The organism is Brachyspira sp. (assembly GCF_029258575.1).
Lineage (GTDB): Bacteria > Spirochaetota > Brachyspiria > Brachyspirales > Brachyspiraceae > Brachyspira.
This window is the reverse complement of record NZ_JARHYI010000085.1, coordinates 1-13615: the sequence shown is the minus strand read 5'-3', so window position 1 is coordinate 13615 and position 13615 is coordinate 1. Positions and strand designations below refer to the sequence as shown.

General features: G+C 25.5%; 10 protein-coding genes. 7 read left to right on the top strand and 3 right to left on the bottom strand.

Annotation, left to right across the window (positions count from 1 at the left end; translation table 11 throughout):
* The first annotated feature begins 1104 nt into the window (after positions 1-1104).
* The 5 genes from Q1J76_RS06890 to Q1J76_RS06870 all read left to right on the top strand — a co-directional run bounded on the left by Q1J76_RS06890 (position 1105) and on the right by Q1J76_RS06870 (position 6849).
* The gene (locus Q1J76_RS06890; protein WP_300368806.1) at positions 1105-3744 is read left to right on the top strand and encodes a calcium-translocating P-type ATPase, PMCA-type; all 2640 of its coding nucleotides are present in this window, start codon (positions 1105-1107) and stop codon (positions 3742-3744) included.
* 82 nt (positions 3745-3826) lie between these two features.
* A complete protein-coding gene (locus Q1J76_RS06885) occupies positions 3827-5230 on the top strand; it encodes a tetratricopeptide repeat protein (protein ID WP_300368809.1) in 1404 nt (467 codons plus the stop codon).
* Between the two features lie 117 nt (positions 5231-5347).
* Positions 5348-5929, top strand: coding sequence for an SAM-dependent methyltransferase (locus Q1J76_RS06880; protein WP_300368803.1), 582 nt, complete (start codon positions 5348-5350; stop codon positions 5927-5929).
* 16 nt (positions 5930-5945) lie between these two features.
* On the top strand, positions 5946-6371 hold the full coding sequence (locus Q1J76_RS06875; RefSeq protein ID WP_300368800.1) for a SoxR reducing system RseC family protein: 426 nt from the start codon (positions 5946-5948) through the stop codon (positions 6369-6371).
* A gap of 13 nt (positions 6372-6384) precedes the next feature.
* Entirely contained in the window at positions 6385-6849 is a 465-nt protein-coding gene (locus tag Q1J76_RS06870; RefSeq protein WP_300368797.1) for a hypothetical protein, read from the top strand.
* Between the two features lie 10 nt (positions 6850-6859).
* Here Q1J76_RS06870 and Q1J76_RS06865 read toward each other — a convergent pair whose 3' ends face one another.
* The gene (locus Q1J76_RS06865) at positions 6860-9157 is read right to left on the bottom strand and encodes a DUF3536 domain-containing protein (RefSeq protein ID WP_300368794.1); all 2298 of its coding nucleotides are present in this window, start codon (positions 9155-9157) and stop codon (positions 6860-6862) included.
* A 210-nt stretch (positions 9158-9367) separates the two neighbouring features.
* Here Q1J76_RS06865 and Q1J76_RS06860 point away from each other — a divergent pair, with 210 nt between their 5' ends.
* Together Q1J76_RS06860 and Q1J76_RS06855 are read left to right on the top strand one after the other, a co-directional pair.
* Positions 9368-10882, top strand: a complete 1515-nt coding sequence (locus tag Q1J76_RS06860; RefSeq protein ID WP_300368791.1) for a DUF4836 domain-containing protein — start codon at positions 9368-9370, stop codon at positions 10880-10882.
* Positions 10883-10892: 10 nt separating this feature from the next.
* Positions 10893-11615: a TlyA family RNA methyltransferase gene (locus Q1J76_RS06855; protein WP_300368788.1), complete on the top strand. Its 723-nt coding sequence runs from the start codon at positions 10893-10895 to the stop codon at positions 11613-11615.
* Here the strand turns inward: Q1J76_RS06855 and Q1J76_RS06850 are convergent.
* Positions 11612-12802, bottom strand: coding sequence for a cyclic nucleotide-binding domain-containing protein (locus tag Q1J76_RS06850; RefSeq protein WP_300368785.1), 1191 nt, complete (start codon positions 12800-12802; stop codon positions 11612-11614). The genes Q1J76_RS06855 and Q1J76_RS06850 overlap by 4 nt on opposite strands.
* A 48-nt stretch (positions 12803-12850) precedes the next feature.
* A partial coding sequence (locus Q1J76_RS06845) for a cyclic nucleotide-binding domain-containing protein (RefSeq protein ID WP_300368782.1) occupies positions 12851-13615 on the bottom strand: 765 nt, incomplete at its 5' end.

The window sequence follows — 13615 nt, the reverse complement described above, 5'->3', positions numbered from 1 at the left end:
ATAAAATATAATAATTTTTGGAATCATAAAAGAATACATTCCGCTTTAAATTATGATACTCCTATGTTATACTTCAAAAAAATAAGGAATACTTAAAGGAAATATCTCTGGCTCCCGTGCAAATTTTTATTAAAATATTTCAATAATTAACTCTACAGTACATCCATTATCTGTTTTGGATAAATAGCTTTTTTTTATCATTATTAAATACAAATTTATGTTCTTTTGTTGAATTTTTTGATGAGTATTGATATATAATCAATGTATTTCTGATAATTACAGGAGTATAATTGACATATCTATCTAAAGTATTTAATTTTATTTTTTCGCTTTAATGTCAATATTACAGAAGAATTTGCAGATTTATATACTATGCTGTATGTACTGAAAAATCATATCTTTTTAATATCTCATATTAAAGATTTTCATTTATCAAAGTATTTCCTAATATTAATTTGTTCTGGTAAAAATACAATTCTTCTTTTACTGAAGTTCCACCTATTTTATTGTAAATGTAAGCATATTATTTTTAAAGTGGCTATTGAATATACTTTGAATAATATACACTATTATGTTTTTTTATTATTTATTCTTTGAGGATCTATTATTATCTCTTCTGTTATTGTTTTACCTGTAGGAGCTATAAAACTCAATCACCTATATCTAAAGTTTTATTTTTAGAATTTTTTTATTGCAGCAGAACAATTTATTTTAATAATGATATAAATATTTTTTTGTACTAACATTCTTATAAAATGATATATAAGTATATTAAAAGTACATATAATATACTTATTTTATTGAAACTATATAATATTTATTCACTTTATAAGTAGATTTAATTAATAAAAAAACTTGACATTAATTTATTGTTTGTTATAATAATTGCAACATAATCAAATACTCTTGAGGGAGTAGTTAGCGTATCTTACGCGGCAAAGTCAACAATCGCAGCTTATATTTATTATAAGTTTGGCTAGCCTTAATTAATGAGACTCAAGTATAAATAAGTTTTCAAAATAATAATGTATTTTGGCAGTTTATTTATGCATGAGTCTTTTTTTATGTTTAATATTAAAATAATAATTAAATGAGAGGTTATTAATGGATAGTTTTTTAGGGAGTAAAGAGGATATTTTAAAAACTCTTAATGTAGATCCTAAAATTGGATTGAATGAAGAGTCTAGAAAATCAAGTTTGGAAAAATACGGTGCAAACAGTTTTACAAAAGAAAAAGGTGCTACATTATTTCAAAAAATATTAGAATCATTAAAAGAACCTATGATATTAATGCTTATATTTGCAGGTATAATTGCAATTAGTGTTAATACAGTAACATATCTTAATGGAGGAGATGCAGATTTTCTTGAATGTTTAGGTATATTTATTGCTATTAGTTTATCCATTACCATTACTATATTTATGGAAGGTAAAAGTGCTAAGTCATTTGAAGCTTTAAATAGCATAAATGAAGATATAAGAGTAAAAGTTATAAGAGATGGAAATATAGAGATAATTAATCAAAAAGATTTGCTTGTAGGAGATATTGCCTTTATAGAAACAGGGAATAAACTTCCTGCAGATGGAAGACTTATAGAAAGTGTTTCTTTAAATATTGATGAATCAGCTTTAACAGGGGAGAGCGAACCTGTAGAAAAAGATTCAGAAGCTATACTTACAGATGAGAAAACTCCTGTTGCTGAAAGAATTAATATGGCTTATTCTGGATCATTTGTTACTACAGGAAATGGAAAGATGGTAGTTACTTCTGTAGGAGATACTACTGAGTTTGGAAAGATAGCAAGAGAGCTTTCAAAAACTCAGAAAACTTCTACACCTTTGCAGGAGAAACTTGCTCAATTAGGTAAAAGAATAGCTATGTTCGGTATAACAGCAGCAGTTATAGTTTTTGTTATTCAAGTTTTAAATTTTATAAGAACAGGCAATGCTAATTTTGAAACTATTTCAGAGGCTTTTATTACAAGTATAGTTTTGATTGTTGCATCTGTTCCTGAAGGCTTACCTACAATAGTTGCTGTTTCTTTATCTATAAATATCATAAAAATGGCTAAGCAGAATGCATTAGTTAAGAAAATGGTGGCATGTGAAACTATAGGTAGTGTTAATGTTATTTGTTCGGATAAAACAGGTACTCTTACTGAAAATAAAATGACATTAAATAAATTATTTATAAATTGCGAATATGTAGAACCTGAAAATATTAAAGATAATAATATCATTAAAAATTTTGCAATTAATTCTACCGCTGATGTTGATTATAAAGATAATCAGGTTCAATTTTTAGGAAATCCTACGGAATGTGCTTTATTGGTTGCTGCAAAAAAGTCTGGCTTTAATTATAAAGAGATAAGGGAGAGAGCAGAAATTATATATGAATATCTTTTTTCATCAGATACTAAAAATATGACAACTGTAGTAAAAATAGATAATGAAACTATTGTATTTACTAAGGGAAGCCCTGAAAAAATAATGTCTATGTGTATTATAAAAGATGATGATAAAAAATGTATTGAAGAGGCTATAGAAAAATTCCAAGATGAAGCTAAAAGGGTTATAGCTTTTGCTCATAAAAAAGTTGACAATAATGTGCAAAATATTAGAGAAGAACTTGAAAGTAATATGATATATGACGGATTTGCTGCTATATCAGATCCAGTAAGAAAAGAAGTTTATGATGCGGTTGATAAATGCAGAAGTGCTGGAATAAATATAAAAATGCTTACAGGTGATAATATTGTTACAGCAAGGGCAATAGCTAGAGAGTTAAAAATACTTGATAAAAACAGTATAGTGCTTGAGGCAAAAGATATTGATGCTATGGATGATAATACATTGAAGCAGAATCTAAATAAAATATCTGTAATAGCAAGGAGTACTCCTACAGTAAAAATGCGTGTTGTTAATGCTATAAAAGATATTGGTAATGTAGTTGCTGTTACTGGGGATGGTATAAATGATGCCCCAGCTATTAAGAATGCTGATGTAGGTGTTGCTATGGGTATAACAGGAACGGAGGTTTCTAAAGAGGCTAGCGATATAGTTCTTCTTGATGATTCTTTTGCGACTATAGTTAAAGCTATTCAGTGGGGAAGAGGAATATATGATAATTTCCAGAGATTTATACAATTTCAACTTACAGTTAATTTAGCTTCTGTTGTGGTTGTGCTTATATCAACTTTAACAGGAGTTAAATCGCCTTTTTCAGCTATACAGTTATTATGGATAAATATTATTATGGACGGACCTCCTGCTATAGCTTTGGGACTTGAGCCTATAAGAGATAACTTGATGAAAAGAATGCCTACAAAAAGGAATGCAAGTATTGTAACAAAGAGAATGATATTTAAAATAGTATTTTCAGCAACTGTTATGATTATATTATTTATGCTTCAAAGCAAATTGAATATACTTCAGGTTGCTGAGGCACAACAGGCTACTGTATTATTTGTTATGTTTGTAATGTTTCAAATATTTAATTCATTCAATAGCAGAGAATTGGGTTATGATAGCGTATTTAAATATTTTTTGAATAATAAATTAATGCTTTTAAGTATGGGTGCTACATTTATCTTACAAATATTAGTAACTCAGTTTGCAGGAGGATTTTTCAATACTGTTCCTTTAAGTTTTAATACTTGGTTAAAAATTGTGGGAATTTCATTTATTGTGATTTTAGCTGCTGAAATTTTTAAAATATTTGTTAGATTATTAAGTAGAAAATGATTTTATTTTATAAAAAATTAATAGAATAAAAAATAATTCCGAATTTATATATAGTATAAATTTGAAATGTAGAGTAAATATGATTAATAGTATTGCGATTATAGTATTTATATGTGTATTCATTACACTTTTACTGGTAGTAAAGAAATTCTTATTCAGTAAGTTAACAATTAAAACTTCTGATATAGATAAGGTTCATAAACTTATCAGCGAAGGCAAAAATGATATGGCTCTATTAAAGCTTAAAGATATTTTATCCAAAGATAGAGCTGGTATAAAAAGGGCAAAGATACATACGATGATAGGCGACTGTTATGCTAATATGGAGGAATATTCTTTTGCTATAGTTGAATATAGACATGCTATAGATGATGGTGATAAATCTCCAAATACTATTTTATCATTGGCTAAAGCATTGAGTAATATAGATAGAAAAGAAGAGGCATTATCACAATATCTAGCTCTTTTTAAAATTGATGAATATAAATTAATAGCTGCTATAGAAATAGGTATTATATATTATGATAATAATCAGTATGAAATGGCTATAAAATATTTTGATGAAGCTTTGGATATTCAGCCTAATAATTCTGAAGCTATAAAATATAAAGCTTTCTGTTTTGTAAATATAGGAAATTTCGATGAAGCAATTTCTTCTATGAATGATGTACTTAAAAAATTTCCTGATGATTCTTTATTAAATTATAATTTAGGAAGAGCTTATAAGGGAAGAGAAGATTATAAAACAGCTATAAGATATTATTCTAATTCATATAAAGATAAAGAATATTCAGTGAAGTCATTATATGAAATGGGACTTTGTTATATAAAATTAGAAAATATAGAATTAGCTATAAAAACTTTAGAAAAGGCTATAAGCTATGAAAGTTATGATAAGGAATTGAATTTAGCTATATTATATACTCTTTCTGAATGTTATGATACAGTTGGAAATATCAATAAAGCTATGGAAATATTAGAAGGAGTAATAGTAATAGACCCTAATTATAAAGATGCTAATGAGAAACTTAATAGCTATAAAGATTCTAGGTATAGTGAAAATATTAAGAAATTCTTCAAATTGGAAGGAGATAGATTTATAGAGGAAGCTTTAAAAGTTGTTTCAAGTATAGGACTTATTCCTTATTCTCTAAAAACTACAGATAAAAAATATTTAATAGTTTTTGCAAAAGAGAGTAATAGTCCTCATTCTCCTAAAAAAATAGTTTATTTTAGAACTTCTTATAGCCCTATATTTAATGAAGAACTTGTTCATTTATATGAATATGCTGTTAATGTTAATATTGCTAATACCATTCTTATAACATGTGCTATGATTAGTCCTGATGCTATAAGATATGCTGCAATGTCAAGAATTGATATAGTGGGTATAAAGAGACTTGAGAATTTAGTTGATAAATCTCAACTTGTGAATTTACCTGTAGGTGTTACTAGAACTGAAGAAAAACTTGATTGGATATTATAATTTTTTATAATATTTATTTTGATTAATAAAGCAGTAGATAATAATCTATTGCTTTTTTATTTTAAATTTTATATTATAATGATAGTTAATTTTTATTTTGTAATATTTGGATAATAGATGAAGAAGGTACAGGATTTTTATTTTAAAAAAGCAAAAGAAGAAAATTATAAAGCTAGAAGTGTTTTTAAATTAGAAGAGGCTCAAAATAAATTTAAATTTATAAAATCTTCTGATAGGGTATTGGATGTAGGCTGTTCTCCTGGTTCTTTTAGTCAGTATATGCTTAACAAAATATTGAAAAGTGGTTCAGTAGTTGGTGTAGATATACTTCCAAATTCATTTGCACATCAGAGATTTACATTTATATTAGGAGATATAAAAGAAATAGATATTTCCATATTCAATGATACATTATTTGATGTTGTAGTTAGTGATGCTATGCCTAATACTACTTCAGATAGAGAAACTAATCATTTCCGTTCTATTTCTTTATGCAGAGCCATATTTAATTTGGCTAAAGATGTGCTTAAAGAGAGTGGACATTTTTTTATAAAAGTTTTTGATGGAAAAGATTTGCAGGATTTTAAAAAAGAGCTTAATGAATATTTTGAATCTGTTAATGTTTTCAAACCTAAAAGTTCAAGAGATGAAAGCCGTGAAATATTTTTATTTTGTAAAAACTTTAAAAAGTTACGATAATATAAAAGGAGTTATAATGAAAAGAGAATTTGCATTAGTATTAGAAACTTATAATAATAATATAGCTAAAGTTGAATTACAAAGAAGTTCAAGCTGTGATGGATGTACTTTATGTAATTCTGGAAAACCTGTTGTACTTAGAGCATTTAATAAAATCAATGCAAGTAAGGGTGATAGTGTTGTAATAGAAGTTGATGAATTAAAAAAAGGAACTAATTTTTTTGTATATATAATACCTTTACTTTGTCTTATAGTAGGGTATTTTTTAGGAGAGTATATAACAAAGCTTTCTAATATAGAACATAATTTAGGTCCAATATTTTCATTTGTACTTTTCTTTATATATGTTATTTGGGGAATACAAAAGTTAAAAAAAGATAATAAAATAATAGCAAATATAATTCATAAAAATGAAATTGTAGAAGATTTTTATAATAAATAGGACTTTATTTAATATGAAAAAAACAATACCAACTATAATTGTAATACTAGTTGCATCATTAATAACATATTTATTTATTTCTAAAGATAAACCTCTTAATGAATTATACAATATAAGGAATGATGCTGTATCTTCTGTAAATAAAGTTACAGGATTAAATATTCGTCCTAGAATAGATGAAGTAGAAGAAGGGGATATAAAAATATTCACTTTTAATAATGTTAATGATATGCTTAATCATAGTGTTAAGTACGCTAATTATTTGTGGAAAAATGAAGGTTTTTATATTACTACTAATTATAATTTTGGTAAAAAGGAAGACGGAAAAATAGAATTAGCTAAAAATTCTATAGATGATGGTAAAGTATTAAGAATAGATATAGAATGCTACACCAATAATTCATTCATTGTAATATTAAACTTAATAAACGGTAGCTTAATAATTAGAAATACAAATGAAATAAATACCAATGAATAATAAGTTATTATTATATATTATCCATATTGAAGTTTAACCAATATCCTAATTCTTTAAATGATTCTTTTTCATTATCATTGAATTTTATATTGGCATTTCTATATTTTTGAAGTATTTGATAAAATATATTTTCAAAAGTATTTCTATCTATAGGCATATCATTATTTGATAGGAATTTTATATCTTTAAGTATATCATATATAATTAAAGCGTTTCCTGTTTCATATAATGAATTTAAAGCAGTTTTTATATTATCTCCAATCAAATTTGATATACCGCTGTTTGATATAAATATTCCAGTATTTCTAGCATCTTTTAAATTTTCAGATACTTCATTATAAGCATCTCTTCCTCTTTCTATGATTTTTTCTCTAAGTATTGGAGATGCCATAGCACCCATTATTCTTCTATAGTCGTAATCTGGTGTTATATTATTCATATTAAAATATGTAAATAGATTTCTATATTCAGGATATATTTGATGCATCAAACTATCTAATTTATTTATATCATCTTTAAATAAACTGTCTGCAAATTTATCTCTTATGTCTGGAGTTAAATCTTTTAAATACATTGTATAAATTTTACTTTTATTTAATTTTTTAGGGTCTTCTGATACTTGTATTTGATTTTTTAATTCATGATTTTCATTTTGTGTAATAACTTTGAAATATATATCAGCATCTATATTGTCTATTAATACGCCTTCTATAGAGTTATTTTCTATTTTTGAAGATTTTACTTCATGTTTGAAAATATTAATATTTGTACTTTTATAACAGCTTGCCATAAGATTAAATACAAAATAGTTAATGATATAAAGTTTTGTAAATACATCAACTTTAGCTTCTTTTTCATAGAAATATTTAGCACTATGATGTTCAGGTTTATTACTAATAGATTTACTAAGCATTTCTAAAAACTCATTATGAGATTCATCTACAAATGATAGATTTTTATCTTTTATTAATAATCTTGCATAGTGAAAAGACTGTTCTGCATACTGCATATTTTTTACAGGCTCCAATCTAGATACATCTTCAAAGAACCATCCACATGAAGTGTAAGCAAATAATGAATATTTATAAGATTCCATTAAGAATATAAACTCTTTAAATGAAATATATTTACTGCATATTTCATATAAATCTTTAGCATCTAAATCATTATATATAGCACGTACATATTCTTCTCTTATTGAGTTTCTAGTTTCATCAGTAAATTCTAGGAAAGTACTGAATAATTTATCCTGCATTTTTCTTAAAATATCAAAAGCATCTCTTAAAGGACCTCTCCAAGATAAATCGCATCCGTCCCAGCCCCCGCATCCGCAATTGCTTCTCCATCTTTCTACGCCATGAGAACAACTCCAAGAAGTTCCTCTTCCTCCTGTACCTTCATGAAGTATAACTTCTTCCATAGGAGGATGTATATTTAAATAATGTTCATAATTAGTAGGTGTTATGCCGTCATAATGGACATTTTCTTTAAAATATCTAGCTAAACACATATCAGCAAATGCTTCATGATGTCCGTAGCTTTCTCCGTCAGTTGCTATATTAACAAGTTTTCTATCTCCAAAAGCATTTCTTATTCTTTCAGCAAGTTTATCTGAAGAAGTAAGCAAATGTTCAAATGCTATTGCCTGTGATATATAAGGATCATAGAAAAATACTATAACTTTTTTACCATTATGTCCATATAGCCAATACGGTTTTGAAGTATCTATCTTTCCTCCTGATACATCTGTTGTTGTGATATTTTTCACATAATGTGCCTGATAAGGAGATAATATAGTAAATTTTACTCCGCAGTCATATAAAGCATCAACTACATCTAAATTGATTGCAGTTTCTGAAAGCCATATTCCGCTTGATTTTCTTCCAAAATATTTTTCAAAATTATATAATCCCCATTTTATTTGAACTCTCATATCCTCCTTTTTAGCCAAAGGAAGTATTATATGATTATAAACCTGAGCTATTGCATTTCCGTATCCCAATCTTTCTATGCTTTTTTTATCAGCTTCTATTATACGATTTAATAAATCTTTTCTTGTTTTTGCTATATAATCAAGAAGTGTAGGTCCGAAATTAAAACTCATATATTCATAATTATTAGACATTTCATTTATTCTTCCGTAACCATCTAATATTCTTGAATATGCATTCGGACTATAACATTCATTCGTTATTCTTTCATTCCAATCATGAGCAGGAGAGGCACTGGGTTCTTTTTGTATTTCTCCTAAGAATGGATTTTCTCTTGGAGGCTGATAAAAATGACCATGCAATATTAAGTATCTCATAATAATATCCTGAAAGTAAAGTATTTTTATGATTATAAATAATTTATATTTAATTTGCAAGAATTTTTAATGTAAATTATATATTTTTTAACATAAAATCATATATGTAAATAATTATAGACTTTAATACTTGACTTTTAATTACAGTCTAATATAATATAAAAAAGACTTATATTTTTATAACTTACTTTATACTCAAGGAGACTATTAATGAATAGAGTAGTATTAATAGCGTTATCATTATTATTGACATTAAGCAGTTTTATTTATGCAGTAGATAAAAAATATATACCTAACAATTCTGATAGTGTTTTTTCTTTTAATGCTAGTAATATGGCAGAGAAAGGAGAAATTAATTTACAAAATGTTTTAAATAGTTTATTTATGCAGGAGTATGCTGATAAGTATTTGGAATATAGAGATGATCCTTTTGTAGCAGATGTAATGACAAATAAATTAAATGATTATATAGAATTCAATAATACTTCTAGGGTGGTATTTTTTAATGGATATCAGCAAATGTCTATAATATTTGATGTTAAAAATATTACTGAATTAGATAAATTAATGATAAAGATGGCAAGTCAGGAGGATAAATTAATTTCAGTTGCTGAAAATGCTGCATATAGATATTTAGCATTAGATGAATATAATTTAATATCTTGGAATAGTGAAATATTTTCTATTACTTTAAAATTAAAAAGTAATTATTGGTATAATGAAGAACTTAATAAAGAAGATATAACTAATATAGCTAATTATGTATTTATTAATAATACTCCTTTAGAAGATGAAAAGTTTATTTCATTGGAAAATGAAACTAATGATATTTATATATGGGCTAATTTATCTTTATTATCCGATGATTCTTCCGATTTCGCTAAATTTTTATTTGGAAGAAGTTATGACGGAATATCAAAAGAAGCATATAAAGATGCAATTATTACAGCAAAGGTGAATTTTAATGTTGGAGAGGCTAATATTGTAGTTGATAGCTATACTCCAAATTATCCTTATGATAGTTCAGCTTTAAAGAAAGAATTAGCTAATAATATATACTCTTTTGTTAATGGAGAAAAAAATTACGGTTTTATATCATTAGCATTCAATAGTCAGGAATTATCTAAACATATGAAGAGTATTATTGAAGATATTAAGAATTTTCCATTTAGAGATGAATTTGAAACTTTAGAAGAGAATGGCATAGATCCATATAAACTTATAGAACTTTTTGGTGGGGATATATTTGTATCCGCTTGGGATGATCCTAATAACAGCGAATCAGAATTTCCATCTTTATTAATATCTGCTTCTCTAGCTGATACTAATACTTTCAAAGTAATATTAGAAGCTTTTGCTGAAGATACTACAGATAATATATATACTGCTGGCGTTTATTCATGTTATATAAAAGATTCTATATTGTATATTTCTGATAATTCTAATATTATAGATTCTATAATTAAAGGTGAAGTTCCTGCTACTACATTATCTGCTGATAAAGTTGATATAGCCAAAAATAATACTTTATCTTTATATTTGGAAATGAATCCTAATTTATCATTATATGGTATTGGAGATGAATATATTGAGAATTTTGAATCAGTTTATTTGACTTCTAATATATTGGAAGGAAATCATACACAAATACTTTTAAAAGTGAATGCAAGAAATAAAGAGAAAAACTCTCTTTCTATTATAAAATCTTTTATGTCAATAGAGTAATAATTTTGTAATGAGATTAGATGAATATGTGCATAGTAACGGTTATACAGAAAGCCGTGCTAAGGCACAGAATATAATATTAGCTGGATGTGTTTTTATCAATGGAGTTAAGGTAACATCAAAGGCTCAAAAAGTAAAAGATACGGATAATATTGAAGTTGTACAAAATATAAAGTATGTATCTAGGGCTGGAGAAAAATTAGAAAAAGCTTTTTCAGAATTTTCAATATCTGTAGAAAATAAAATATGTTTAGATATAGGTGCTTCTACTGGTGGGTTTACAGATTGTCTCCTTAAATATGGTGCTAAAAAAGTTTATGCTCTTGATGTAGGACATAATCAATTAGTTTATAAACTTCGTAATGATAATAGGGTAGTGTCAATAGAAGATTTTAATGCCAAAGATATAAAGATAGAAATGTTTAATGATGAAATTCCTTCTGTGATTGTCAGCGATGTTTCTTTTATATCAATATCAAAAATAGCTCCTATTATATTTAGAGAGTTAAATGATTTAGAATTTTGGGTAACTTTAATAAAACCGCAATTTGAGGCTGAAAGAGGAGATGTTTCAAAAGGAGGCGTGATTAAAGACGATGCTCTTAGAGAAAAAATATTATATAATGCAGTTGAAAGAATAAAAGAAACAGGATTTAAAGAAGTTAATAGAACTATCTCCCCTATAAAAGGTGCTAAAGGCAATATTGAATATTTAGTTCATTTTATAATTTAATTTTCTATTTTGTATGAATTTCTTTGTTTATATATTTCATATTCTTTATAAAATTCATCTATACTATTTATAATTAAATATCCTTCAGATGATATTTCTAATGATTTGATTTTTAATATTTCATTTTCTATATTCTGATTATATTCAACTCCTATCATAGAGCAGATATCATTTATATTGTATTGAAATTTTATTTTCATAAAGCTTTTGAATAGAAATTCTGTTTTTATTAATGCTTCTATTATGATTACAAATTTGCTTACTATATTATTGGCATTAAAAACTCTTATTCTTGAAATGGTACTGTAAATTCTCATACTCATCATCTTTACAAAATACAATCTAAGTGTTCTATCAGATTGTACTATACTCATAGCATCTTCTTTTTTTATTAATTGTATAATAGAATCTTCTAATACTATAGCAGTTGTAAATAAATATTGATCATTTTTAGACATTGGAGTATATCCATTAAGTACACTTTCTGCAGATAAAATTCTTCTAGTTACTTGTGTGGAATTGAATATATTATACACTCCTATTTTACCATATTTTATCATATATAAATTATTTGTTCCCTGAAGTTCAGTATATAAACAAAAACCTTTTTTATATTTATAAATGTTTCCCTCTATAATTTCAGGTTCTGGCATAGGTTTAATATTTTTTAATAAATTATTAAGTTCTTCTTTTTTGTTTTCATCATTAGGATTTAATGCAATGTATTCTTGATATAATTTGTATGCAGCATCATCAAAACCATTTTGATAATATATCTGACACATATCTATAATGTTTTTGTTATTTTCACTAGTATAGTATGGGCTATTTTCTTTATGCAAAAAATAATAATATCTTTTTAACCATCTTTCTATATTAATGATAAGATAATCATATATTTTATTTATAAGATTCATATTATCTATTTTTTCTATTTCATTTATATTCATTTCTATTACTTCTACATCTTCTAATGATTTTACAGTTGAAAAATAAGGTTCATTCAAAACTGCATTAAATAAACCTATAATTTCACCTTCTTTATATTCCACAGTGTAATTATCTGCAAAATAGCTGTATACCATTACACTTCCTTTTTTTATTATATAAAATGTATATTTTGGTTCCTGTCCTTCTATGAATATTGTAGAAGATTTCACAAATTTGATTGTTTTATAACTTAACATAAATGTCCCCTATTATTTGTAAATATTTTAATACATTTACATAGTATGTCAATAATAATTTTTTTGATATTTATGATACTCGCTAAAAAAATCATTAATATCTATGATTTTTATATATTTATCTTTTATGAGTTCTATAGATTTTATTTTTTTTATATTTTCTAGTATATTTTCTTTAGATAATTTTATTGAATTTGTTATATCATCAATGCTATATGGAATTATTATAGTATTTTGCCCGTCGAATAATGTATCTATTTTTATTATACCAGATAGAAATATAAATAGTTTAAAAATGTTTCTTTCTTCTTCAATAGCTTTAATTTTTGATAATACATTTATAACTTTCATAGACATCATTTTTATATGATATCCCCTTAATTGTTTATCTTTCATTAGCATTTCTATAAATTCTTCTTTTGTAACTACTTTCATATAAGTAATTTCTAATGCAATAGCAGTAGTCAATAATGGTTTATATTCTGATTTAGGTTCATATCCGTCAATAACATAATGTTCTTTATATACATCTTCCAAAATAAGCTTGCCATTGACAATATTATATATACCAACTCTTCCTGATAATATTATATATAAATTATTGCTAGGTTTTAATTCTGTATACAAACAACTTCCTTTTTTATATAAAAATATATTAGAAGTGAACATACTTGGATTATTGGCAGGACCTAACTGTAAAAGTTTTCTTTCAGCATTTTCTATATCTTCTTTATTTTCTAATGTTTTTATATATTCCTGATACAATTTATAAGCTGCATCAGTTAAGCCATTTTTTCTATATATATCAGCCAT